The following is a 24,626-nucleotide window of genomic DNA, read 5'->3' on the forward strand; positions in this document are numbered from 1 at the left end:
ACCGAATATGAACCTCAAGGTTGATCAGAGCACCGCGCGCGCGATGAATCGGCGCCTGATCCTGAACCTGTTGCGGGAAAATGGACCATTGAGCCGGGCCGATATCGCCACGACCATTGGGCTGAGCGGGGCAACGGTGGGGTTTGCGGTCGGCGACCTTCTGACTGAGGGGCTGGTTAGAGAGGGGGAACCCAGCAGCGGCGCGACAGGGCGTCGGCCGATTCCAATCGAGATCAACTATTCAGGGCTCCTCGCGGTCGGGCTGAAACTCATGGTCGGGAGCGTCGAATGTGTCTTGACGGACTTGTCGACGACACCGCTTATCACCCGTATCATTCCCCTGCCCGACCAGTCTCCGGAGACCATCGTCAAGGTCTGCGCCCAAGCCGTTGCCGACCTCCTGGCCGAGGGGGGCGCCCCTGGTGCGCGCATCACCGGCGTCGGCATCGCCATGCCTGGCATTATCGAAGATGGCATTTGTCGCCGCAGCCACCGCTTCAACTGGACGGAGGTCCCACTGGCCCGAATGATGGCGGATGTGGTGCACGTGCCTGTCTGGGTTGAAGACGACACCAATGCCTTTGCCTTGGCTCAACAGCTGTTTCGCCTGGGGCGCCACCACAAGACCATTGGCGCGCTCGCCATTGGCGCCGGTATCAGCTGCGCAGTCGTGATCGATGGCCAGGTCCACCATGGGGCACATGGCGGCGCCGGCAAACTCGGCCATTCCACATTCCACCCGGAAGGCCTCCCGTGTGAATGCGGACGCCGCGGCTGTCTGCAGACCCTGTTTTCAGAGCCCGCCCTGCTCCGCCGCTGGCAAGCCGCCACAGGTGCCGCTGCCACCACGACACGGCACGACATGGCCGAAGCGGCGCGCAACGGGGACAGTACCGCCATCGGCCTCTTGAGCGAGGCGGGTCAGGCCATCGGATCTATTCTGGCGACTTTTGCGAATATCGTCGATCCCGAGGTGATCGTTGTCGGCGGTGAGGCCGTTGCATTTGGCGACCTGTTTTTCGAACCGATGAGACAAGCCATGCTTGAAGGGTGCCTGTTGCCGCCGCCGCCCATAACGCCTGACTGGATAGACAATTCCTGGGCGCAGGGCGCCGCGGCACTCGCAACGCGACAGGTGTTCAACTTCGAAGCCAGCGCCGGAGCCGTCAGGCTCTCGTAGCCAGTGATCGCCGACAACGACGACGGCAGCTTCCGAGACCGCGGCTCTGCGTTTTGAACGGTAGAAACGGGGCCGGCAGCTGCTAGGCAGAAACGCGCCCAATTCCGGCCGTTCGGGCTGTTCTCAAATTCCCGAAAGCGGACATCGCTGTTTGGTGCAGTTGGACACTTGGTTCGGGTGGGGAGAAGCCTGGCGGCCTCGCGTACGGAAGCTGGGAAAGCGGACACTGCCGTGGCCGCAGCTCTTAAGCGGGAACGTGCCCAACGGACAGGTCTATCGCTCCCATCGTGTCTCGGTGGCGAGATACTCCCAAATGACAGTCTTCACAGTCACTGAGTCCGACCAGCCCATAGAATAGCGATAGCGACCGGGCTCGACCGTAATCCAGCCACCTACCATCGCTTCTTCGTCGAGCAGTTGAACAGTCATGCGACTGCCTACCTCTGGCCAGGTGGCAAGTTCCGCACCGGTACCAACAGTCTCGAAAGCATCGCGCTGGACGGGGCTCAACCGCTCTAACGGTACAAACGCGACGTGGTCAGGCTCTTCTAGCAAAGTTTCGCCGATCTCGTGACAGGCGTGGAGAAAGCTTTCGGCTGTTGCGCATAACGATAGTGCAACCTCTCGGTTTTTTAAGTCCGGCATTGCGCACCTCCCTGTCGTTCATCAATATCAACACGGTGCAGCGAAAATGCCGCCCTTATGACGGTTGAGAACCGGCCATAGTCTTTTCATCGGCACAAGTAGACAAGTGTGTGCAGACGTCTGCTTCCGGAGCAGCCACCTCCAAGTGCGCGATAATAGCCTCACGCTCTGACTTTCCATACGATTGCCGCTCCACTTGCGTCATGGCGAGTCACCAGCATCGCGAAAGCACGTGGGCAGTAAGGGGTGGTTTGCGGACGGTCTGCTGTTATCTACGATACGCCCGAAAGCTTCGGAGGATCAGGCGATCGGTTTCCAAGGGCTTCATAGATATTCTCCTGTCTCAGACGGATTTTGACATCGGCAGGAAGACAGTGAAACTCGCGCCATGATCAAGCACATTTTCCGCGCGGACTTGGCCGTCATGCGCATGGACGATGGCTCTGACAACCGATAGGCCCAGCCCGCTGCCACCTTTGTCGCGGGCTCTTGACCCTTCGTCACGCCAGAACGGCTCAAAGGCATTGCGTAGCGCATCGGCAGATAGGCCGGAACCGTTATCAGTGACCCTGAGCACGGCATCGCCGTGTTCCATCCCCGTGGAAATGGAGATGGGTTTTCCTGGAGCATATCGCATGGCGTTATCGATCAAGGCCAAGAGCGCCTGGCGGAGCCGTGCCGGGTCGGCCCGGACGGGCGCCGCTCGGAGATCAGCCTGCAGCAGCATGTTTTTTGCGGCAAGCGCTTCGGCGGACAGGTCAACGACATCCCGGGCGACGATAGCGAAATCGGTGTCGGTTATCGAAAGCTCGAGGGTGCCAGCGTTGAACAGACCCAGCGTTCGCAGGTCTTCAACAATCTGAGTCATGCTATCGACCTGGGCGATCAGCAGACCGATCAGTTCCCCATCAAGGGTGAACACGCCGTCGGCGATGCCTTGCATGCGGCCCTTCAAAATCGTCAGAGGCGTCCGGAGTTCGTGGGCAGCGGCAGAATTGGAGTAACGGAGTTCCGCTTCGGCGCGCTCAAGGCGCTCGGCCATTGCGTTAAAGTCGTCGACGAGCCGCGCGGACTCGCCGAAGCCTTTGATATCGGGATTGGCCCGAGCAGTGAGATCGCCAGCGGCGACAGCCCGGATAGCGCGCGCGACTTCAAGGAGAGGGAGGACGATCCGCCGGGAAAGCCAAACACCGCCAAAGGCTGCGATGGGGAGAACGACCACCAATGTCAGCAGTAAGTAGGCCCAGTCGATCCACGACCAGAAAGACTCCGTCTCCGAGACTTGCGGAAACACACGCTGCACGAGGTCGAAATAGGTCGGAAACCCCAGATAGGCGACGAGGGCACCGGCGACAGCAAGAGCGGTCGCGATCAAAACGATCTGCAGTGCGGTCCCGACCTGCCTAGCCATTCGGCATATCCAGGCGATAGCCGACGCCGCGGACGCCAGTGATCAGATCGGGCAAGCTGGCAGCGCCGAGTTTGCGCCGGAGATTGCTCATATGACTATCGACGGTGCGGTTCATGGCCTCGCCTTCTGGCAGGCAAGCGTCGATCAGTTCGGTGCGCTCGAACACGCGATTGGGTGAGCGCGCCATGTGCTCGAGCAGCCGATATTCGGTGCGCGTCAGTCCCAAGATGGCCGTTCCCACATGGACCGTCATGGCATCGCTGTCGATGCTGAGCGGGCCGAGCCTCAGCACGGAGCTGACTTTGCCTCCGTGACTACGGCGCAGAATGGCGCGCGCTCGCGCGATGACCTCAAGTGGATTGAAAGGCTTGACCACATAGTCGTCGGCGCCCAGGCGAAGGGCCTGGAGCTTGTCGAGATCCTCGGCAAGCGCGGTGACCATGATGACGGGCGTATCGTCTACGCTGCGCAGGGCAGCGAGCGTTTCAAATCCGTCCATTTTCGGCATCTTGACGTCGAGAACCACGAGGTTGGGCTTCAGCCGCTGGTGGTGCGAAAGGCCAATATGGGGATCTGTGGCGCTGACAGTCCGATAGCCATCGCGCTCGAAATAGGCCTGCAGGATGCGGACGATTTCGATGTCGTCTTCGATGATGAGGATAAGCTGGTTGTTCATGTGCGTTCAGCCGATGGTTGCGAGCTGGCGATAACGTCCGTTCGTGGCGATGAGCTGATCGTGGCTTCCCATTTCGACAACGCGTCCTTCCTCCAAGACCACGATCTGGTCCGCATGGCGCACTGTCGAGAGACGATGGGCGATCGACACCACCGTGCGATTGTGACGTGCAGAAAGCGCTGCGGATAGAGCATTTTCGGTCTGCGGGTCGAGGGCGCTTGTTGCTTCGTCCAGTAAAAGGACGCGCGGATTGCGCAGAATGGTCCGCGCCAGCGACAGCCTTTGCCGCTCGCCGCCGGAAAACTGATAGCCACGCTCTCCGACTTCGGTCTGGATGCCCTTCGGCAGACCAGCCACCTTTTCCCAGAGTTGCGCTATTTTGAGCGCCTGTTCGATCTCGGCCGACGATGCGTCTGGTTTGGCAAAGCGCAGGTTCTCATCGACGCTGGCGTTCAGCAGGAAGGGATCCTGCGTCACGACACCAAGGATGTGAGAGAGGGTTTCAAAACTCAAATCCTTGAGGTCGATGCCATCCAGCGTCACCCGTCCGCTGTCAGGATCGTAAAGGCGCGCCAGCAGATAGCCCAGCGTGCTCTTGCCTGACCCCGTGCTGCCCACGATAGCGGTGTGCGTGCCAGCCGGAATGCGCAAGGCGACGTGATCCAGCGTTTGGCGCTCTGATGCCGGATAGGAGAAGGACACGTCCTCGAAAACGATCTCGCCCCGAACGCCGTTGGCATCGACTTCAACGGGATTTGCAGGCTCGACCAGCGTCGGCTTGGTGTCGAGGGTACCAAAAACTCGCGTGAGCAAGGCGCGCGCCTTGCGCAGTTCCACCCGGGCTTCGAACAGTTCAAGCATGGGCCAGAGCAGCTGTTCCTGCAGCGCGATAAGCGCCACCAGGGTGCCAATAGAGACACCAGAACCCTGGGCCAGCATCAGCCCGCCGATAAAGAAGGTCAGCGCCGGCAGGATGTCGAGCGCAAACATGATGATGGCGATTTCCCATTGACCGGCGGTGTGGGACCGCAGTTCGAGCCGGGCGACATCCGAGGAAGTCTGGCGGAAGAGCCGCACGAGGTGATGGGCCCGTCCCATGGTGCGGCCGAGAATGAAACCGCCCGCCGAGAGGGATTCCGTGACCGTTGCCGACATATCGGCAATGCGCTCCTGCTGCTGGAACGTGATGCGCTCGCGCAACGCGGCGACGCGATTGTTGAGCCAGAGCAGGATCGGCATGAAGGCGAGCGAGGCAAGCGCCAGGCGCCAATCGAGGAGAATCATGGCGACGACAGTCGTCAGCGCGACGCTGACATTGCGGGCGACGTCGGTCGCGGTATTAGTGAACAGCGATTGAAGACCCGCAATGTCGCTCGACATGCGCGATTGCACCTCGCCGGTTCGCGCCGTGGCGAAAAAGGCGAGCGAGAGCGATTGCAGGTGCTCGTAAAGCGTCACCCGCAATTCGTGCATCAGCTGCTGGCCGATATGGGTCGAGACATAGGCCTGCAGCACGCCGGCAATGGCCGATAACACGGCGACCCCGACGAGCCCGCCACACAGCCAGACCAGCAGCGTGGCATCGCGAGCCGGCAGTGCATCGTCGATGATGCCGCGCATCATGAATGGTGCCGTCGCGCCCGCTATGCCAGCAATCACGATAAGCCCAAGGACGATAAGGAGCGCTCTGACATGTGGGCGGAAGAGAGCGAGCACACGCCGCCAGGGCGTGTGCTGCCGGGCCGAGGCCTCATAGTCTGCGAGGTCGTCGAGGTCATGCATGGTTTGAGCTCGCAGGTTGGAGGTCGGCGGTTTCGGGGGCCTTCTTGCGCTTGCGGCCGAAGATCGACATCACGACGAAGTAGAATACTGGCACGAAGATCAGCGCGAAGATCGTAGCGGCGATAACCCCGCCCAGAACGCCGGTGCCGAGGGCCTTTTGGGTCTCGGCGCTGGCGCCGTGGGCATGGACCAGCGGCATGACGCCGAGCGCAAAAGCAAGCGATGTCATGACGATCGGCCTGATGCGCAGCCGGCCGGCCTCGACGATCGCGTCACGCAGAGCCCACCCTTCGGCAAGCTTGGCCTTGGCAAATTCGACGATCAGGATGGCGTTCTTAGCAGAAAGGCCAATGACGGTGATCAGGCCAACTTTGAAGAAGACGTCGTTTGACTGTCCACCCAGTTGCACCGCTGCGACCGAACCGATGATCCCGAGCGGCACCATCATCATCACCGACAGCGGCACAGTCCAGCTCTCGTAAAGCGCGGCGAGCACCAGGAAGACCACCAGCATCGAGATGGCGATCAGCATGGGCATCTGCGCGCCAGACTGACGTTCTTGCAAAGATTCGCCGGTCCATTCGATACCAAAGCCTTCCGGCAGTTGCTGGACGAGACGCTCGACCTCGGCCATGGCATCGCCATTGGCCACACCTGGCGCACCTTCGCCTTGGAGAGAATTGGCGAGATAGCCATTGTGCCGCGAAATCTGGGCCGGCGCGCTGTTCCACTTGGCAGTCACGACTTCGCTTAGCGAAACCATGCCGCCCTTGTCGTTGCGCACGAACAGTTTCAGGACGTCGTCGACATTCATGCGGTAGCGCGCGTCGGCCTGCACGATGACCTGTTGCAGCTTGCCGCCATTGGAAAAGTCGCCGACATAGCTTGAGGTGATAGCCGTCGCGAGCGTGTCACTGATCGACTGGAATGCGACGCCGAGCGCTTGTGCCTTGTTGCGGTCGATCTCAAGCTCGACATTGGGACCATTGGGCAGGCTGTTCTGATAAAGGCTCGAGAGCTTGGTGGACTTGGCCGCAAGATCCAGCAACTGGTTCTGCGCTGCCATGAGAGCATCGAGCCCCTTGCCGCCGCGATCCTGCAGCACGAAGCTGAAACCCGAGCCGCCGCCCAGTTCCTCGATCGGCGCCGGCAGCGACACCATGACCGACCCCTCGGGGATATCAGCCATGGCCGCAGTCATGGCCGCAACTTCTTCGCTGGCCGGCATATGGGCGCGGTCTTTCCAATCCTTGAGCGTCACGAAAGCCATGGCAGCATTGGATCCCGACCCCATGAAACTGAAGCCGTTGATGAGTAGATTTTCCTGCGTCGCAGGGCGCTTCATCACCTGGGTGTTGAAGAGGCTCGTGACCTTGTCGGTACGCTCCTGGGTCGCACCGGCTGGCAACGTGATCGACACAGTGTAGTTGCCCTGGTCTTCGTCGGGCATGAAAGCCGACGGAACCTGCGGGAACCAGAAAACGAGCGCAACGACGAGAACAACATAAAGCGCCATCATCCGCCCGCCGCGGCGCAAGAGGCCACCGACGGTCTTGCCATAGCCATGCGTGACCTTATCGACACCCTTGTCGAAAAGGGCGAAGGGCAGCCACTTCTTCTTTCCATGATCGACTGGCCTGAGGATCGTCGCGCAGAGCGCTGGGGTAAGGGTCAGGGCCAGGAACGCCGAGAACAGGATCGACACCGACATCGACAGCGTGAACTGGCGATAGATGGCGCCCACCGAACCGCCGGCTAGACCCATGGGAATGAAGACGGCGACAAGCACGGCAGTGATGCCGATCACGGCGCCGGTGATTTCCTTCATGGCCTTTCTTGTGGCGTCCCTGGGCGAAAGCCCCTCGGTCGTCATGATGCGCTCGACGTTTTCAACCACGACGATGGCATCATCGACGATGATGCCGATCGCCAGCACCATGCCGAACATGGTGAGCACGTTGATCGAATATCCCGTCAACTGCATGACTGCGAACGTACCGAGCAGAGCCACCGGCGCAACGATGGCCGGAATGATGGTGTAGCGAACGTTCTGGAGGAACACGAACATGACCGCAAAGACGAGCGCCATGGCTTCGAGCAGGGTGTAGATCACCTTCTCGATGGACACCTTGATAAAGGGAGACGTGTCGAAGGGGAGCGCATAGGACATGCCCTCGGGCATCGCCAGTTTGAGTTCGGCAAGGCGTGCCTTGACTGCATCGGCGGTCGCGACGGCATTGGCGCCGGGTGAGAGCTGGATGGCGGCGCCAGTTGCCTCGTTGCCATTCTGCTGCATCGAGAAGCCGGTGGTTTGGGCGCCGATTTCGACGCGCGCCACATCGCCCAACAGGACCGTTGCGCCATTGCGCTCGCCCTTGATGGCAATCTTGCTGAACTCTTCAGTCGTCGCCAGGTCGCTGCGCACAGTTAGGGGCACGGTGATGGCCTGGCCTGGCACGGTCGGGCCCGCGCCAAGCTGACCCGGCGCGATCTGGAGGTTCTGCCCCTGGATCGCCGCGGTCACATCAGCGAAGCTAAGGCCCAGCATTTCAAGCTTGAGCGGATCGACCCAGATGCGCATGGCCTTTTCGGTGCCGAACGACTGCAGCCGGCCTACGCCCTTGATGCGCTTGAGCTCCGGGACGATGTATTTGGCGAGATAATCTTCGAGATCGAGCGCGGAGAAGCGCTTGCCTTCGGAGGTCAGGGTGACGATAGCCAAGAAGCCTGATGTTGCGGACTCAACGGTGAGCCCGCCCTGGCGCACCAAGGCCGGCAGCCGGGGTTCAACACCCTTCAAACGGTTCTGAACGTCCACCATGGCAAGCTCGGGATCGGTACCCGGCGCGAAAGTGAGCGTCACATTGGCGCTACCCGTGCTGTCCGCAGACGAGCCGAAAAAGAGGAGATTCTTGACCCCCGTGAGCTCGCGCTCGATCGGGATGACAACGCCCTCGTTGACGGTCTGCGCCGAGGCACCGGGATAGCTTGCCGAGACACTAACGCTTGGTGGAGCGATCGAGGGAAAACGTGCAACCGGAAGCTGCGGGATGGCGATGACGCCGAACAACACGATGAATGCGGCCACCACCCACGCAAAGACGGGGCGATCAATAAAAAACTGGGGCATTTGGTTCGCCTGAACTTAGTGGGTTGCGGCCGGCTCGACCGACGAAGCCGATGCAGCATCGGGTCGCGTGCCGAAGGGAATTGTCCGTACAGGCCCTGCGGCAGACAGCTTGCCCTGGCCCTCGACCACGATACTGTCGCCAGCCTTGAGACCGCCCGTCACGATATAGCGGCCTTCGACCAGCTCGCCCAAAGTCACGGGTGTCGGCGTTGCAACGCCCTCTTTGACAACGAAGACGCTGGGCACGCCCAAGGTATCGCGAACAAGGGACTGCTGCGGCACGCTAATGGCGTCGGGATAGGTGCCGCGTGGCACGCGGGCCCGGACATACATTCCAGGCAAGAGGCGGCGATCGGCGTTTTCCGCCTCGGCCCGTAGCCGGACATTGCCGGTGCCCTCATCGACGCTGATGTCGGAAAAAAGCGCCTTGGCGGCGATGACGCCATCATCGCCCTCGCCTGCAAGGATTTCGATCGGGATCGTGCCCACTTCCTTGAGCCCGCCGCTTCTGGCCAGACTGCGCAGATGCTCAAGCCGCGAAGCGGGCTGGCGGATATCGATATGAACGCTGCCAATCTGCTGGATCGTCGCAAGGCTCGTCGTGCTGGTCGCTTCCGCTAGCGTACCTTCACCCACCATTGCTGCCCCGATCTGTCCATCGAGCGGCGCCTTGATCGTTGCAAGGTCAAGCGAGAGCTTGGCCTTTTTGAGGGCGGCCTCGGCCTGGGCGACGTCGGCCGCTCCTTGCGCACGCTGAGAACTTGCGAGGTCATAGGCCTGATCGCTGATATTGTTGCTGGCTTTGAGCGCATCCGCGCGCTCGAACTCTGCAGTCGTCTGCTCAAAGACTGCACGAGCTTTCTGCAAAGTGGCTTCCGCGCTCGCCACATCGGCGGCATAGCTCGTGGCATCGAGTTCGAAGAGCGGCTGTCCCTTCCTGACTTCGCTTCCCTCGTCAAAGAGCCGTTTGACGATAAGCCCACTGACCTGAGCGCGAACCTCGGCTGTGCGGAAGGCTGACACACGGGCCGGCAGTTCATCCCAGACAGTAACCGAATTGGCCTGCAGTGCAGCCACCGAAACGAGCGGCGCTTCTATCGCCTCGGGAACGGCAGCCTGTTGTTGGGCAGGCGAGCAAGCGGCCAGGGCAGCCACAATCAACAAGGCTGGCAGGACACGAAATGTCGAAGAAATCATGATGCTTCTCGGATAACTGGGCGATGAGATCAGCGCGACGCGGGAAGAGACGCGGAGACAGAGGGCGAGCCGCCCAACACGCGAAAAATCTGGACTTCGGTGACCAACTGCTCGAGCCGATTGGCCGCCAGTGCCCGATTTGCCGCCCGGCTTCGCTCCTGCGCATCAAGCCAGATGCGCAGGGCAACAGAGCCGGTGCGATAGCGCTCTTCAGTCAGTTTTTCTGCCGATTGCGCCGCCTCGAGTGCCGCCCTCAATCGATGCGATTTTTGATTGAGGGTTGTGCGCGCACTGAGCGCCGTGCCTGTATCACTGAAGGCCGTCAGAAGCGCAGAGCGGAATTCGGTGACGGCGAGTTGATAATCGACCTCGGAAACCTTCACCCGCAATTCGCCATCACGGAAATTGAGGAAGGGCAGCACCAGACCCGCGCCCAATGTGGCGATCGGATTGGCCAAAATCTGGAGAAGATCGGTGCTGGCCGCGCCGAGATTGCCGGTCAGCGTGATCTGCGGATAAAGGCTTGCCTTGGTGCCGTCGACATTGCGCAAAGCCGCCCGCAGCCGCAATTCAGCCGCTCGCAAGTCTGGACGACGTGCAAGGAGGTCGGCCGGCAGACCAGCCGTGATCTGCACTGGCGTGCGTCGAGGCAAGTTTTGCGGCTCGTCAACAGGATTTGCCACTCCGTTAAGCAAAACACCAAGCGCATTACGAAGCACCACGCGGTTCTGCTCAAGATCGGAGAGCGAGGCGGCCTGGCTCTCGACCGTCTGGCGCATCTCGGCCAGTTCCAGTTCGGTTGCGGCACCCGCCACAGCCTGGCTTTTGATCAGGTCCTCGACCTGGCGCGCCACTGCAAGCGAGGCGCGCGCTGCAGTCAGATCCTGGTTCGTATAAGCAAGGCGCCAATATGTTTCGATGGTCGAAGCGATGACTGTCGTCCGCGCAGCCTCTACGTCTTCGGCCGACGCTGTTGCCTGCAGCGCCGCCATATCCTGGCCGCTGGCCAATCGGCCCCAAAGGTCAATCTCGTAAGAGGCCCCCAATCCGAGATTAAAACTGTCGCTGCTTGCGCCTGTATCGTTCAGTGGCACCGTGCTCTGCGCACTGCCCGTTCCACTGAGTTGGGGAACCTTCGCCACACCAGCCATATCCGCCTGCAGCAGGGCTTTGCGCACACGCAGATTTGCTGCGAACAGGTCGTTATTGTTGGCAAGAACCGTCTCGACGAGTTGGTCGAGTTTCGGGTCGCCGAAACTACGCCACCACTGCACCGCAGCCACCGGGTTGGAGATGCCCGAGCTGTCCATCCACAGCGGCGCACTCGGCAGCGCCGGCCGGACATATTGCGTGGTCAAGCTCGAACAGCCGGCCAGCAAAACGGCAGGCAGAACAATTGCAAATCGGAAGGAGGACATCACTGAACCAGACGATCATGAATACGACCGGCATCCGGCCCATGTGTCAGTCATCAGGTCTATGTGGAGCAATCATCGAGGATTGGTGCAGATTGCGTGCAGATCTAAGGGAGAGAGGATGGTTTGCCTGAATTGTCAGCTAAACGGCGGCCTTCGGCCAGCGGCAGAACGAGTGACAATGGTCGTAATGGGGTCGGAAGCGGTACTTCAGCTACGCCCCGGTCTTGGACCTCACCGCGCCCCCTGTGGCCCGCAGTTAAGAGCTTTGCGGTTGCAGGGCTTCGCCCCCTGAATCCCAAAACAACCTTATCCGTCCGAGAAAACAATCATACAGTTCCTTTCTGTTGCCTGGAGACGATCCCTATCGGGTAGTGCCTCAGATCAGGCAGGAAGGCGTCTACATATCAGGGGTAATCCCACCTTCTTGATCCGCCGGCCGACGAGTGGGTCACGATGCACTACAAGCTGCTTCAAGCGAACCAGGTCGTGCCGGGATATTGATGCGCCTTCGCGACCTCTTCGTTCAGTTCCAACCCTATGCCTGGACGGTCGCTGAGAGCGATCTTGCCATTCTTGATGATGTCGCCGCCATCGGTAATGGTCGACCAATAGTCCCGGTGGAACCAATGGTATTCGAGGATCAAAAAGTTGGGAATGGTGGCGCAGACATGCGCCGACGCCATGGTGCCGATGGGCGAGGAGACATTGTGCGGGGCGAAGGGGATCGAATGCAGGTCCGCCAATTCCGCAATCTTGCGGCATTCCGAAAGCCCGCCGCATTTGGGGATATCGGGCATGATGATATCGACAGCCTGCTGCTCCAGCAGCTTGCGGAACCCATGGCGCAGATAGAGATTTTCGCCGGCACAGATCGGCGTTGACGTGCTGCGGGTGATCTCGGCCATGACGTCTATATTTTCGGGCGGGATCGGTTCTTCCAGCCACATCAGTTGAAGATGTTCGAGATCGCGCGCGAGGCGAATGGCGCTGTGTTTGTCGAGACGAGTGTGGAGATCGCAGGCCACTTCAACCTCTTTGCCAGCCGCCTCGACCACCATTTCGGCAAGCTGGACCATGCGGTCATGCTCCCACTTGTTGGGAGTCATGTTGAACTTGTCCTTGATGTACCAGCCGGTCTCGCTGCCGGTATGGCCATAGGCGCGAATGTCGAGATCGACCTTGAGCGCCTTGAAGCCGGCTTCGAGCACCTGGTCTACCTCGCGCTGGACCTCGCCCATATTCATCCCGGGGGAGACTTCGCAATCGCAATAGACGCGGATGTCGTCGCGGAATTTGCCGCCCATCAGTTCATAAATCGGCACTTTTAGCGCCTTGCCCTTGAGATCCCAGAGAGCGATTTCGACGCCGGTCAGCGCCGTGATCAACGCGCCAGCGAACCCGCCCTCGAAAACGAGGCTGCGGCGGATGTCTTCAAATATTGCGTCGATGGCGAAGGGATCGCGTCCGATCAGCTTTTCGGCCAGCTCCTTTTCGATGATGGCAATGGCCTGATGGCCGCCATGCACGCATTCGCCGAGCCCCGTAAAACCGACATCGGTCTCGATGCGCACCCATAGATGCATGCAATGCCCGATCGTGGCGGCCGTCTTGACTGACGTAATTTTCACTGTGGTTCCCCTCCCGGCGATGTCGCTTGTGCCCTGCTAAGGCAGTCCTTCCTCCGTCAGATCTTCGAAGGCCGCGATGCCGATATTGAGATGGGACTGCAGCGCATATTGGTAGCGAATGCGGTCCCGCTGCTCCAAGGCGTCAACAACGGCAGCATGCTGCTCAAAGGTCTCGCCGGTAAAATTATGCAGTTCCTTGGCGCGTTCCATGATGCGGATGATCACCGGCTTCATGATACCGTAGACGTCGCGCACGGCGCGATTGTCCAGAATGGAGACGATGCGCAGGTGGAAACGGAAATCCATTTCCGAAGCTTCAACGATCGAGGTCGAATTGCGCAGGAGCTCGTTGATGCGGCGCATTTCCTCGATATCGGCAGGGCGCATCTGCTCGAAGATCGTATCAACCGAGCCGACTTCGATGAGCCGGCGAAAGCCCTGGATGTCGTTGAAGGCGCGGCGCGAGATGTCGAGCGTGTTGAAAGAGAAGAGATCGAGCGCCCGCTCCATCCGATCATCGATAATGGTCGCGCCGACCTTGGGTCGCACCGACACGACGCCATAGGCTTTGAGGATGCGCATGGCTTCGCGCACCGTGTTGCGGCTCGCCTGGAACCGCTCGCAGAGTTCGCGCTCGGTGGGCAGGCTATCGCCGACACCGAGCCCGCCATCGGCTATGAGACCGCGGATTTTGAGCACCATGGCATCCACCGCGGAAGGGATGGAGCTGCGCACAACCGCTGGGTTGGGCGCCTTGCCTCCTCCTCCCGCGCGCGGAACATCGTTCATCCCTTGACGGCCCCGACGGTAAGGCCTTCGGAGAGGAAGCGCTGGGCATAGACGTAAAGGATCGCCACCGGAACGGCTGTTAGAAGCGAAGCCGCCATCAGCTTGCCCCAAGGTAGGATGTCGCCGACCACAAGCGATTGGAGACCAATCGGTAGCGTACGCAGGGATTCACTGGTGATGAACACGAAGGCAAAGAGAAACTCGTTCCAGGCATTGGTAAAGGCGAAAAGGGTGACTGACAGGATGGCAGGGGCGGCCAGCGGCAGGGTGATTTTCCAGAAGATATAGAGCCGGCTTGCCCCGTCAATACGCGCCGCTTCTTCGAGTTCAACGGGAATGGAGCGGAAGTAACCCATCAGGACCCAGGTGGCGAAGGGCAGAAGGAAAGTCGGGTAGGTGATGATGAGCGCGATATGGCTGTTGATCACGCCAAGATTGGTGAGCGTCTGGTAGAGCGGAATGAACAGCAGCGTGCCAGGTAGCAGATAGGTGATCAGCAGAAGCGTCGTCAGCACTCCGGCGCCGCGGAAGCGTAGACGCGACAGGGCATAGGCCGCGAGCGAAGCGAGGGCCACCGAAACGAGCGTGCTGAGCGCGGCAACAAAAGCCGAATTGAAAAGCCAGGTCAGGAACGGCGTGTCCTGCAAGAGCGAGGTGTACTGATCAAGCGTCGGCGGATCGGGCCAGAAGATCGAGCGGCGTTCGCTGATCTGCGGCGTCGATTTGAGCGAGGTCGTGATGATCCAGTAGAAGGGGAAGATCACGAAAGCGAGGAAGGGCACCAGCACGAGGAAGCGCGCGAATGGCCCGGCATTGGATCGCGCCGCATGGCGCAGGATCGGCTGGGTGGGCTTGCGGCCGGTCGCGACACGAACGCGTTGGACGATCCATTCAAGCCCCGCAAAGATCAGCTGGATTGGCAGGAAGATCAGATCGATGATGATGTTGACGAGCCAGGTCGAGCCAGAAAGCAGGCGATCGGCAAAACTCGGGGCTCGATCGGTGGTGTTGTCGCGCTTGTCGTCCTGACGCATGAAGCGGGCCAAAAGCCAGATCAGAATGGCCATCAAGGGCGCAACGCTGAAGGCGATCGCGATGCCGGGGCCATATTGCAACGAGCCCAGCGCCTTTTCATAGGCGAGGATGGAATAGAGCTTGGTTGCCCCGCTCGGTCCGCCGCCGGTCATCAGGAAAGGCAGGCCGAACTGGTTGAAAGTCGAAATGAACGAGAGCAGGAGCGTCACGACAATGACGTAGCGCAGGCTGGGCAACGTGACGTTGCGGAAGCGTTGCACGGCATTGGCACCATCGACCTGCGCGGCTTCGATCTGTTCCTTGTCGACGGCCTTGAGCCCCGCGAGCAGCAGGAGCACGAAGAACGGGATGCCCTTCCAGACATTGACTGAAATGACGCTGCCCATGGCCATGTTGGGGTCGGACAGCCAGCCGAGCGGGCGATCGATTACGCCGACACCCTGGAGGATCGGGTTGAGGCCGCCAAAGAGCGGATCGTAAATGCTCTTCCAGGCGAGCGCCGTGACGATCTCGGGCACGATCCAGGGCAGGAGCATGATCCCGCTCAGGATGCTGCGATAGGGCAGACGGCTATTGAGGATCAGCGCCACGGTCATGCCGATGACGAATTTGAGGCTCAGCGACCAGAAGGTGAACTGGATGGTGTTCTGCATGGCCTGCAGGAAATCGCTGCTGGTCCACAGGCGTTCGTAATTCCGCAGACCCACATTGGTGGTTTCACCCGTGAGGTAATTGAGCGAGGTGGTGCTGATGAAGATGGCGCTGACGAAGGGCCAGAAGATCAGCAAAGCCATGATGAGCACCATGGGCAGAACGAAGAGATAGCCGACCTTCCAATCGGTCCCGAAGAAGTTCTCGAGGCGCTTCTTTCTGCCAGGTTTGCGCATAGCAGGCGCCATGGTCAGGCTCATCCGATCGTCCATGCAAAGTCTCCATCGGGTCTGGCGCCCTCATCCCGGAGCGCCGGCCGAAGCCGAAAAGTTCATGTGTGTGTGAACTGCGGCGACGGGCCACCCGAAGGCACCCGCCGCCAGGGGCATTACATGATGCCGCCTTCTTCGAAGATCTGGACGATCTTGTTGTGCGCGTCCTTGACGGCCTCTTCCGAGCTCATGCGGCCGGAAATGACATTGCCCATGGACTGTTCGAGCACGCCCTGCGCGCGGATGGCGTCGATCTGGGCAGCAGGCTTGGCCGGCCAGGAGGGGCCGATGAACGGATCTTCGATATCGACCTGTTCCTTGATGATCGAATAGTTCGGATCTGCCGCGATCAGCTCATCTGTCCAGAGATTTTCGTAGGCCGGCATGAAGAGACCGCCGGCCACGGAAGAGATCGGCGTGAAATTTGCTGGATCGAGCAGTTCAAGCGCGAGTTCCTTGGCAAGCTCGGCATTGGGCGCACCCTTGAAAATGGTGAGCCAGCCGCCGACCGCGCCACCATTGCGGTGGTCTCCATTATTGGCGCGCGGCTGTGGCAGCAGCACGGTGTTGGGGAAGACCGGATTATTGTCGCGCTTGGCAGCCGCATAGAGCGAGAAGGCGTTGTGCGTATAACCAACGCTGCCGGCGAGCCAGGCTTCGTTGTTGGAAATATCGCCCCAGCTTTCGACACCCGGCGGCAGCATGGCGGCATATTTGCCGTTGCGGTCATAGGTCTCGCGAATGAATTCATAGGCCGCGATGGTTTCGAGCGAGTCGAACTCGACCTTGGTGCCGGTCTCGTCGGTAAAGTGTCCGCCGAAGGCATTGAGAATGGCCGACGCCACGCCCCAGCCGTCGCCGGATTGGTTGACCGTAAGACCCCAGCCATAAAAGCCGTTGTCCGGGTCAGAGATGGCGAGTGCGGCTTCGCGGCGTTGTTCCCAGGTGTCGAGCGTTGTGGGATCGATGCCTTTTTCGGCCAGCTTGTCGCTGCGGAAGAAGGCGCCGGTGGTGTTGGCGATATAGGGAACGGCGACCCAGCGGCCATCGATCTTGCCGATGGTTTCTGCATTGATGCCGCGCATCACATTGCCATAGCGCTTGATGGCTTCTTCGACGACGTCGTTCACGTCCTCAAGAAGGCCAAGCAGGTGCATCTGCGGGATCGATACGGTGCTGGTATAGGCGAGATCGGGCGGATTGCCAGCGCGGACCGCCGCGGACATCTTGCCGAGGAAGTCGCCGAAGGATTCCGGGTTGGTGGTCGAGATATCGAGCTGTGCATTATTGGCGGCAGCGAACTTGGTCACCGTATCGCGGAAAAGATTTTGCGCCGCTTCGAAATATTCGGTGCGGTGGATGACCGTCAGCTTGCCCGCAGCGCCTTCGGGCAGATCCTCTTCGGGCTTATCCTGCGCGAAAACTGGCAGGCCGTGACTTGCCGCCCAGATGCCGATGCCGGCAGCGCCGCCGCGTTTGATCAGATCACGGCGATTGAACTTATTCGACGTCATGTGTCCCTTCTCCTCTGGAACATGCCCGAGCGCCTGCGATCCCCTTTCACGGGGTCAAATTGTTTCGCGAACCGCTCTTCCTCCTCAGACAGAGCCTCTCCCGCTCCATCCACCTCACCTCCAACTGTGGGCTTTTGTCCCATCAATGGCGGCGAATAGCACAAAAGTAAGACTCAAAATCGATAGAAGTCAACCTTTTGTCCTACAAAAGACTTGATGCTGGGGCGGCTTTGGTTTTAGACATGAATTAGGCAGCGGCAGGCTGGCAGCGTTTCGTCGAGGAGGGCGAAGCTGCTTTTGGCACCACTGCCTCCGCGTCGGCTTGCGCTAACCAGCCTGCGAGCCGGCCCTGTGAGACCATCGATCTGGAGGAAGAGATGGGCGCTGTAACGATCCGCGACGTTCGCAAAAGCTATGGCAATATGGAGGTGCTGCACGGCGTGTCGGCCGAAATCGAGGACGGCGAATTCGTCATCCTGGTCGGACCCTCTGGCTGCGGAAAATCAACCCTGTTGCGCATGATTGCCGGGCTCGAGGAGATCACCGGCGGCGAAATCGAAATCGGCGGCACCGTGGTCAACGACCTCGCCCCGAAAGACCGCGACATCGCCATGGTCTTCCAGTCCTATGCGCTCTATCCGCATATGACCGTCGAAGAAAATATGGCGTTTTCGCTCAAGCTCGGACGGGTTTCGCGGGACGAAATCAAGAAGCGTGTGGCGAGCGCCGCGACCATTCTGGGCCTCGAGCCCTATCTGCAGCGCCATCCACGACACCTGTCTGGTGGACAAAGGCAGCGTGTCGCCATGGGCCGCGCCATCGTGCGCAATCCGCAGCTTTTCTTGTTCGACGAACCACTCAGCAATCTCGACGCCAAGTTGCGTGTGCAGATGCGCAGCGAGATCAAGCTCAACCACCAGCGGCTCAAGACAACCACGGTCTATGTGACGCATGACCAGATCGAGGCCATGACCATGGCCGACCGCATCGTCGTCATGCATTCGGGCCATATCGAACAGATCGGCACGCCGCTCGAACTCTATGACGCGCCGCGCAACCTCTTCGTCGCCGGCTTTATCGGCTCGCCTGCGATGAACATCGTCGAGGGCGAAATCAATGGTTCGGTATTCAGCTTTGCCGATGGTACCAGGATCGACCTCGGTGCTGCGCCAACCAGCATCGCTTCGGGCGCGGTAACCCTCGGCATTCGCCCCGAACATCTGCGTATTGATCCCAATGGCACGCAGGCCGAAATCATCATCGTCGAACCGACAGGTTCAGAAACCCTCGTCACCCTTCGCCTCGGAGATCGCGATCTCATCGGGGTGTTCCGCGAGCGGATCAGTGCAGGCCCAGGCGAAACGATTGGGATCTCTTTCGACGGCGAGCGGCTGCACATGTTTGACCCAAAAACGGGCAACCGCATTTCGCGATGACGCCGAACCCGCCCGCATTAGGCAGCGCAACTATCGCCCCCCAATGAGCAACAGGCAGCGCCATACGCCGAATGGCTGTTTCCATTATACCGTGAATAAAAGCGGACGGACTGCTGACTCCCTCGATCAGTACCCGGCGGCAGCTAGGGACGACAAACCCCGCCGCGACTAGCCCAGCCACTCACTGAAACGCCGTTCGCCTTCTTGACCAAAGGCGATGACGCGTGACCCCGGTAACCGCCGCGCCCAGGACAACATCAGCAGGCGCCCCAGTATCGCTTGGCCCAAACGCCCGGCCAGATGCTGGCGCCTCTGGCTCCAATCGAGGCAGGAGCGACAGAGCGGCCGGTTGCTGGATGGTAAATCTGCCGGTACCACACCGATTTCCGAGAGCTTATCGAGACCCAACTCCGTGACGGTCAGATCGTCATGCAGCCAGCGGTTGCCCTGCATCCGCTCGAAGAGCCTGACCCCCATCTCACCCGCCAGATGATCGTAGCAGACGCGGGCTTTGCGCAGCGCCGGATCACGCGGCCCTGTGCGCAAAGGGGGTACTGCATCGCTGGAAAAGACCATCAAGGCCTCAAGCAGACTGGCGACATGGGAACCAGCAAGACGAAAATAACGGTGACGCCCCTGGGCCTCAACGATCAGCACCTCGCCACCCACCAGCTTTGCAAGGTGACTGCTGGCGGTCTGCTTGGTGATGCCGCCGAGCCCGGCCAACTCTGTCGCGGTCAAGGCCCGGCCGTCCATCAGCGCGACTAGCATGGTGCTGCGGACAGGATCGGCGACAAGGGCAGCGATGCGGGCGATATCGGGACCTTCTCTCATAGTTCGACGTTAGTCGAACCATTCGCCTTTGCAAATCACCTAAGTCAGGGGCCAGCAAGAAAGGCCGCAAATATGATTACCTGCGTTATCACTTATGACATCGACCCGAACCGGCGAGACCTGTTTGAGCAATATGCCCGCAATTGGGGGGAATGCAGCCCGCGCTGCGGAGCCGACCTGATCGGCTACTTCGCCCCGCATGAAGGATCGACCTCTACCGCCTATGGGATCTATTCCCTGCCGTCACTGGCCGATTATGAAGCCTACCGAGCTCGGCTGGCGGCCGACCCCCTGGGGCGCGATAACTATGAATTCGCCCGAAACGAGCGCTTTATCCGTCGTGAAAGTCGTCTTTTCGTCAAGCTGGCCTCGGCCCCGCACGGGGTTCGGTCATGATTGCCGTCATATTCGAGGCTTGGGTTCCCGGGGAGGCGCAAGCGGAATATCTCGATCTGGCTACAGAGCTGCGACCGCTGCTTGTGAACCTCGATGGTTTCACCTCCATTGAGCGCTTCCAGAGCCTGACAAACTCCGGCAAAGTCCTGTCACTGTCCTTCTGGCGTGACGAAACCGCGGTTGCCGCTTGGCGCAACCTGCCTGAACATCGGCGTGTGCAGGCCGCTGGCCGCGATCACGTCTTTGTCGACTATCATTTACGCATCGCGGCAGTGACGCGGGACTACAGCATGAACTCCCGGCATCAGGCTCCAGTCGATAGCCGCGCGATCCACAACGAGGCTCCGGACCATGCTCCGCGGAGGAGCCTTCATCGCTGAGAAAAGGCAGTTCGGAACATCACGGAAAACAGCGCCTCTCGCGGAGCGACATTGGACCTTGTAGCGTTACCCGTCTTCCAGGAGGGTTTTGCAGTGTACGAGAACACGGATAAATTCGTTGATATGGACTTCGAGCAAAAGGTCCGGCAAGCGGCGTATCATCTGTGGGAGAATGATGGCCGTCCCATCGGACGGGAGACCGACTACTGGTTTCGGGCCCTCGAGACATTGCTGCGGGACCGCAGCGCTGTGGGAAACACGGCGCAAGGCGATGGACTGCCAAGCTAGATGATACCAGCGGCCTCAATACGCCGCACGCCCGGTGCCATTGTCAGTGATGAGGGTACGCTGTTTCGCGTCTGGGCCGAGGGCCATGTGAGGGTTTCCATATCGATCAACGGCGACGCGGCTTTGGATATGGCAGCGTGCGATGATGGTTATTTCGAGATTTTCTTTGAAGGGCTGAAGGAAGGAGCTCGTTACCGCTTCAGCATTGATGACGGCCCACTCATGCCCGATCCCGCCTCACGCGCCCAGCCGGAGGGCAATAGCGGGTGGTCAGTCGTGCAATCGAGTGCCTTTGACTGGCACGACCGCGACTGGCCGGGTCCAGGTCACTTCGACCATGTCATCTACGAGTTGCACATTGGCAGCTTCACAACTGAGGGCACCTGGCCGGCCGCTCAAAGGCGGCTCCAGCACTTGCAGGATATCGGCATCTCTATCATTCAGCTCATGCCGGTTGGCACATTCGAAGGCACTTTCGGCTGGGGCTACGATACGACCTTGCCCTATGCGCCTTTCGCGGCATACGGCACGCCAGCCCAAATGCGGCACTTCGTTGATCACGCCCATGCCCTCGGCATGGGGGTCATTCTTGACGTCGTTTATAATCACGTCGGGATGGGCGGATATTTTGACGCCTATAGCCCGCATTATTTTACCGACAAGCACGAGACCGAATGGGGCCAAAGCTTCAATTTCGATGGGCCGCACTCAGGCCCGGTTCGGGACTTCGTCACCGGCAACGCCGCCTATTGGGTGCGGGATTTTCATGTCGATGGATTTCGGCTCGATGCCACGCAGGCGCTCATCGATGATAGCGAGCGGCACATCATCACCGACATCGCGTCTGCAGCAAAGGCCGCAGCGGGCGATCGCTCGATCTACATAATTGCTGAAAATCATACCCAAGACCGGCGTCTGGTCGAGCAACCAGCGCTGGGAGGCCATGGACTTGACGCACTCGTCAGTGACGACTTCCAGCATGCCGCACGCGTTGCACTGACGGGCCACAACGACTTTTACTATCGGGATTACCTGGGCACGCCGCAAGAACTCATCTCCGCCCTCAAGCACGGATACCTCTATCAGGGGCAGAGGTCGGACATGCGCGACATCCCCTATGGCACCGCTAATCTCGACACGCCGCCGGACCGTTTCGTGCATTTTCTCGAGAACCACGATCAAGTCGCCAATTCCGCCCAGGGCCTGCGACTGTCCGGATTGGTAACGCCGCAGCGAATAAGGGCCGTAACTGCCCTCCTATTGCTCGGTCCGCAGACCCCGTGCCTGTTCCAGGGGCAGGAATTTGGTTCGAGCAAGCCATTTCTCTATTTTCTCGGGGTGGAAGGCGAGGCGGCCCAGGCAGTTGCCGATGGACGCCGCAAAACCCTCCGCAATTTTCCCAGTGTTGCCGATCCGGCGATGATCGAGCAACTTTCAGACCCCTCGGCGGTCGAGACCTTCCTCGCCAGCAAACTCGACTGGCAAGAGGCCGAGCGGCATGCTCCCATCCTCCCGCTCCACCGTGACCTCATTGCGCTTCGTCGCCGGGACCCGGCATTCTCGCAGCGCTATCGCCGCAGAATTGATGGTGCCGTAATTGGCGAGGGTGCGCTGCTGATCCGGTACCTCACGGAGCGCACGGACGATCAGAAGCTCTTGCTGCTCAATTTAGGCCGCGACCTCAACATCGGCGTCGTTGCCGAGCCGCTGCTGGCACCACCACATCAGCGGAAATGGGCTCTGCAATGGTCCAGCGAACGTCCAGACTATGGAGGAGCAGGGCGCCGGCCTTTTGACACCGATCGATTTTCGATCTTGCCGTCGGATACGGCCATCCTGCTTAAAGTCCAAAACCGATCGTGACCCCGCGCCCGCAGCGATCACTTCTTACGATCTGTGTCTTGTCCTTGGCCTTTTAGCCGTGGTGGTAAAGCCTTGAAGGCTTGCCAACAGCGTGTCGTCGGCAAACGAGATGGCCGAAAGAAACCATTTTGAGCTTCCGAATGGGCATCATGATCAATGCGGGACGGCGCTAAACCGACCACACCAGCATCAGCATCGGCACCGCGACCAGGACAACGAGCAATGAAAGCGGCAGGCCCAGCCGCCAGTAGTCGCCGAAGCGATAGCCTCCAGGCCCCATGACCAGGGTATTGCATTGATGGCCGATGGGCGTGAGGAAGTCCGATCCTGCCCCGATCGCAACGGCCATCAGGAAAGCCTCGGGCTGGTAGCCGAGATCGGTGGCAAACGTTGCGGCGATCGGCGCCATGACGAGCACCGTAGCGGCATTGTTGAGAAATGGGGTCACGGCCATAGCGGCCACCAGAATGAGCGCGAGTGCGCCATAAGCTGGCAAGACGGATGCCGTGGCCGACAGCCAGTTGGCGATCACATCCGTTGCACCTGTTGTTCGTAGCGAGTCACTCACCGGAATGAGAGCGGCCAGCATTATAAGAATGGGCGCGTCGATATGCGAATAGACGTCGCGGAGCGGCACAGTGCGGGTCGCGACCATGAGCACTGCAGCGGCGAAGAAGGCGATCGGCACTGACACCACACCCAGAGCGGTGCTGCCCATCGCCAGAATAAGGATAAGCACCGGGATGATCCCGTTGCGAATGCTGCCAATAGTGAGATTGCGTTCAACAAGCGGGAGGCAATCCCATTCGCGAAGTCGTTCGGGAAGAACATCGAGATCGCCTTGAAGAACGATGATATCGCCAATCCGGAACCGGATTTCTCCCAGACGCTCGGTAAAGCGCTTATCCCGTCGGCTTACGGCGAGCAAGTTCAGTCCTGCGGCGTCAAAAAGCGCGAGCTCCCGCGCTGTACGGCCGACGAGGGAGGAACTGTCCCCAACGACAGCTTCCACGACGCCAAGCTCCATGGACGAAGCCGCTTGATCCCTTCTTTCCGAGAAGGCGAGCTTTCCCTGCGACACGATCCTGTCGAGGGCCTCGGGTTCGCCTTCTACAATCAACAGCTCGCCGGCCTGTATCATCGAGTCCGGTAGCGGGAGACGCCGCTTGCCGTTTGGCGCGATGATACCCGTGATCATCGCCTGGCCGCCGCCAAGCCGCTGCACTGACCCCACCGTCTCCCCCACGCTCGGCGAGTCAGCGGGTACGCGAACCTCGGTGGTGTAATTCTTGATCGCTATTGCTTGGTCGAGCGAGCTTTTCGCCTGTGCCCGTTCGGGGAGCAGGCGATAGCAAAGAGCGAGGAAAACGACGCCCACCAAGGCCAGCGAGGCGCCGACCGGCGTGAAGTCGAACATCGTAAAGGGTGTGCCCGTCAGGTCCTCTCGTACCCGAGACACAATAACGTTCGGCGACGTGCCGATCTGGGTCATCAGGCCACCGAGAAGTGCTCCGAAGGACATCGGCATAAGAAAGAGCGAGGGAGAGACACCCGATTTCCTGGCCATCTGGAACGCAATCGGCATCATGATCGCCAAGGCGCCGATATTCTTGATGAACGCCGAGAGGAGCGTGACGGTTAGCACCAGAATAATGAGCTGTGACCGAGGCGTTCGCAGGTTCGGGGCGAGACGCCGCACTGCGACTTCCATGACACCAGACCGTGCCACCGCCGCGCTGACGACAAGAGCGCTTCCGACGATAACGACGATGTCGTCTGAAAGGCCTGAGAACGCGTCCTCAGGCGCCACGATGCCAACCGCGACGGCCGCAAGCAGCGCCCCAACGGCGACAAGATCGTACCGCCACCTTCCCCAAACAAATGCGACCATCATAAAAAAGATGATGCCGAAGGCGAGAATCTGTTGGGTGGTCATCAATGTGCTCCATCGGACTAAGGCAACGGGTGACGAGCCAATTAGTCGAAGTGGTGCCGGCGTATTTTTGATAACTCAGACAGTTTTTAGCTTCTGGGCTGCGACCCACGGTCGGTTAGCCCGACGTGGACGCAACCGCTGCTGCTGGCGCGCTGAAATCGTCAC

Annotated in this window: 19 protein-coding genes; 6 read left to right on the top strand and 13 right to left on the bottom strand. The window is 60.1% G+C overall.

The window, feature by feature from the left end:
- Positions 1–7 precede the first annotated feature (7 nt).
- Positions 8–1,180 (top strand): ROK family transcriptional regulator, encoded by a 1,173-nt coding sequence (locus ASD83_RS13360; protein WP_056311621.1) that lies wholly within the window; start codon positions 8–10, stop codon positions 1,178–1,180.
- Between the two features lie 273 nt (positions 1,181–1,453).
- Here ASD83_RS13360 and ASD83_RS13365 read toward each other — a convergent pair whose 3' ends face one another.
- From ASD83_RS13365 to ASD83_RS13415, 11 genes are all read right to left on the bottom strand, one after another.
- The gene (locus tag ASD83_RS13365; RefSeq protein WP_244489170.1) at positions 1,454–1,825 is read right to left on the bottom strand and encodes a hypothetical protein; all 372 of its coding nucleotides are present in this window, start codon (positions 1,823–1,825) and stop codon (positions 1,454–1,456) included.
- A 343-nt stretch (positions 1,826–2,168) separates the two neighbouring features.
- On the bottom strand, positions 2,169–3,236 hold the full coding sequence (locus tag ASD83_RS13370; RefSeq protein WP_056311623.1) for a sensor histidine kinase: 1,068 nt from the start codon (positions 3,234–3,236) through the stop codon (positions 2,169–2,171).
- The gene (locus ASD83_RS13375) at positions 3,229–3,912 is read right to left on the bottom strand and encodes a response regulator (protein WP_056311624.1); all 684 of its coding nucleotides are present in this window, start codon (positions 3,910–3,912) and stop codon (positions 3,229–3,231) included. The genes ASD83_RS13370 and ASD83_RS13375 overlap by 8 nt, the downstream gene beginning before the upstream one ends.
- Positions 3,913–3,918: 6 nt before the next feature.
- The gene (locus tag ASD83_RS13380) at positions 3,919–5,694 is read right to left on the bottom strand and encodes an ABC transporter ATP-binding protein (RefSeq protein ID WP_056311626.1); all 1,776 of its coding nucleotides are present in this window, start codon (positions 5,692–5,694) and stop codon (positions 3,919–3,921) included.
- Positions 5,687–8,824, bottom strand: a complete 3,138-nt coding sequence (locus ASD83_RS13385; protein ID WP_056311627.1) for a multidrug efflux RND transporter permease subunit — start codon at positions 8,822–8,824, stop codon at positions 5,687–5,689. Before ASD83_RS13385 ends, ASD83_RS13380 begins: the two co-directional genes overlap by 8 nt.
- Positions 8,825–8,839: 15 nt before the next feature.
- A complete protein-coding gene (locus ASD83_RS13390; protein WP_082561174.1) occupies positions 8,840–10,021 on the bottom strand; it encodes an efflux RND transporter periplasmic adaptor subunit in 1,182 nt (393 codons plus the stop codon).
- 29 nt (positions 10,022–10,050) lie between these two features.
- A complete protein-coding gene (locus tag ASD83_RS13395; protein WP_162249166.1) occupies positions 10,051–11,400 on the bottom strand; it encodes an efflux transporter outer membrane subunit in 1,350 nt (449 codons plus the stop codon).
- A gap of 509 nt (positions 11,401–11,909) precedes the next feature.
- Positions 11,910–13,067 (bottom strand): mandelate racemase/muconate lactonizing enzyme family protein, encoded by a 1,158-nt coding sequence (locus tag ASD83_RS13400; RefSeq protein WP_082561175.1) that lies wholly within the window; start codon positions 13,065–13,067, stop codon positions 11,910–11,912.
- A gap of 36 nt (positions 13,068–13,103) precedes the next feature.
- On the bottom strand, positions 13,104–13,769 hold the full coding sequence (locus ASD83_RS13405) for a FadR/GntR family transcriptional regulator (protein ID WP_056311637.1): 666 nt from the start codon (positions 13,767–13,769) through the stop codon (positions 13,104–13,106).
- A gap of 83 nt (positions 13,770–13,852) precedes the next feature.
- Positions 13,853–15,814, bottom strand: a complete 1,962-nt coding sequence (locus ASD83_RS13410) for an ABC transporter permease subunit (RefSeq protein WP_056311638.1) — start codon at positions 15,812–15,814, stop codon at positions 13,853–13,855.
- A gap of 116 nt (positions 15,815–15,930) precedes the next feature.
- On the bottom strand, positions 15,931–17,328 hold the full coding sequence (locus ASD83_RS13415) for an ABC transporter substrate-binding protein (RefSeq protein ID WP_056311640.1): 1,398 nt from the start codon (positions 17,326–17,328) through the stop codon (positions 15,931–15,933).
- A gap of 377 nt (positions 17,329–17,705) precedes the next feature.
- On the opposite strand from ASD83_RS13415, the gene ASD83_RS13420 reads away from it, so the two are divergent.
- Positions 17,706–18,764, top strand: a complete 1,059-nt coding sequence (locus tag ASD83_RS13420) for an ABC transporter ATP-binding protein (RefSeq protein WP_056311643.1) — start codon at positions 17,706–17,708, stop codon at positions 18,762–18,764.
- 168 nt (positions 18,765–18,932) lie between these two features.
- Here the strand turns inward: ASD83_RS13420 and ASD83_RS13425 are convergent, their stop codons facing one another.
- Complete coding sequence (locus tag ASD83_RS13425; protein WP_056311644.1) at positions 18,933–19,598, bottom strand: ArsR/SmtB family transcription factor; 666 nt, start codon at positions 19,596–19,598, stop codon at positions 18,933–18,935.
- Positions 19,599–19,670: 72 nt separating this feature from the next.
- Between ASD83_RS13425 and ASD83_RS13430 the strand changes: the two genes are divergently transcribed.
- The 4 genes from ASD83_RS13430 (at position 19,671) to treZ (ending at position 22,525) form a co-directional block, all read left to right on the top strand.
- Entirely contained in the window at positions 19,671–19,994 is a 324-nt protein-coding gene (locus tag ASD83_RS13430; protein ID WP_056311646.1) for an NIPSNAP family protein, read from the top strand.
- Positions 19,991–20,374: an antibiotic biosynthesis monooxygenase family protein gene (locus tag ASD83_RS13435; RefSeq protein ID WP_056311648.1), complete on the top strand. Its 384-nt coding sequence runs from the start codon at positions 19,991–19,993 to the stop codon at positions 20,372–20,374. Before ASD83_RS13430 ends, ASD83_RS13435 begins: the two co-directional genes overlap by 4 nt.
- 123 nt (positions 20,375–20,497) lie before the next feature.
- Positions 20,498–20,662, top strand: coding sequence for a DUF2934 domain-containing protein (locus tag ASD83_RS21560; protein ID WP_413813501.1), 165 nt, complete (start codon positions 20,498–20,500; stop codon positions 20,660–20,662).
- Positions 20,663–22,525: a malto-oligosyltrehalose trehalohydrolase gene (treZ, locus tag ASD83_RS13445; RefSeq protein WP_056311652.1), complete on the top strand. Its 1,863-nt coding sequence runs from the start codon at positions 20,663–20,665 to the stop codon at positions 22,523–22,525.
- 169 nt (positions 22,526–22,694) lie between these two features.
- Here treZ and ASD83_RS13450 read toward each other — a convergent pair whose 3' ends face one another.
- The gene (locus tag ASD83_RS13450) at positions 22,695–24,461 is read right to left on the bottom strand and encodes an SLC13 family permease (protein ID WP_056311654.1); all 1,767 of its coding nucleotides are present in this window, start codon (positions 24,459–24,461) and stop codon (positions 22,695–22,697) included.
- Positions 24,462–24,626: the final 165 nt, after the last annotated feature.

Source organism: Devosia sp. Root685 (assembly GCF_001427875.1).
GTDB lineage: Bacteria > Pseudomonadota > Alphaproteobacteria > Rhizobiales > Devosiaceae > Devosia.

Bases quoted from the DNA above. Each gene is read 5' to 3' on its own strand.
- ASD83_RS13360 (WP_056311621.1), top strand. From the start codon at position 8: ATGAACCTCAAGGTTGATCAGAGCACCGCGCGCGCGATGAATCGGCGC.
- ASD83_RS13365 (WP_244489170.1), bottom strand. From the start codon at position 1,825: ATGCCGGACTTAAAAAACCGAGAGGTTGCACTATCGTTATGCGCAACA.
- ASD83_RS13370 (WP_056311623.1), bottom strand. From the start codon at position 3,236: ATGGCTAGGCAGGTCGGGACCGCACTGCAGATCGTTTTGATCGCGACC.
- ASD83_RS13375 (WP_056311624.1), bottom strand. From the start codon at position 3,912: ATGAACAACCAGCTTATCCTCATCATCGAAGACGACATCGAAATCGTC.
- ASD83_RS13380 (WP_056311626.1), bottom strand. From the start codon at position 5,694: ATGCATGACCTCGACGACCTCGCAGACTATGAGGCCTCGGCCCGGCAG.
- ASD83_RS13385 (WP_056311627.1), bottom strand. From the start codon at position 8,824: ATGCCCCAGTTTTTTATTGATCGCCCCGTCTTTGCGTGGGTGGTGGCC.
- ASD83_RS13390 (WP_082561174.1), bottom strand. From the start codon at position 10,021: ATGATTTCTTCGACATTTCGTGTCCTGCCAGCCTTGTTGATTGTGGCT.
- ASD83_RS13405 (WP_056311637.1), bottom strand. From the start codon at position 13,769: ATGGTGCTCAAAATCCGCGGTCTCATAGCCGATGGCGGGCTCGGTGTC.
- ASD83_RS13410 (WP_056311638.1), bottom strand. From the start codon at position 15,814: ATGGACGATCGGATGAGCCTGACCATGGCGCCTGCTATGCGCAAACCT.
- ASD83_RS13415 (WP_056311640.1), bottom strand. From the start codon at position 17,328: ATGACGTCGAATAAGTTCAATCGCCGTGATCTGATCAAACGCGGCGGC.
- ASD83_RS13420 (WP_056311643.1), top strand. From the start codon at position 17,706: ATGGGCGCTGTAACGATCCGCGACGTTCGCAAAAGCTATGGCAATATG.
- ASD83_RS13425 (WP_056311644.1), bottom strand. From the start codon at position 19,598: ATGAGAGAAGGTCCCGATATCGCCCGCATCGCTGCCCTTGTCGCCGAT.
- ASD83_RS13430 (WP_056311646.1), top strand. From the start codon at position 19,671: ATGATTACCTGCGTTATCACTTATGACATCGACCCGAACCGGCGAGAC.
- ASD83_RS13435 (WP_056311648.1), top strand. From the start codon at position 19,991: ATGATTGCCGTCATATTCGAGGCTTGGGTTCCCGGGGAGGCGCAAGCG.
- ASD83_RS21560 (WP_413813501.1), top strand. From the start codon at position 20,498: ATGGACTTCGAGCAAAAGGTCCGGCAAGCGGCGTATCATCTGTGGGAG.
- treZ (WP_056311652.1), top strand. From the start codon at position 20,663: ATGATACCAGCGGCCTCAATACGCCGCACGCCCGGTGCCATTGTCAGT.
- ASD83_RS13450 (WP_056311654.1), bottom strand. From the start codon at position 24,461: ATGACCACCCAACAGATTCTCGCCTTCGGCATCATCTTTTTTATGATG.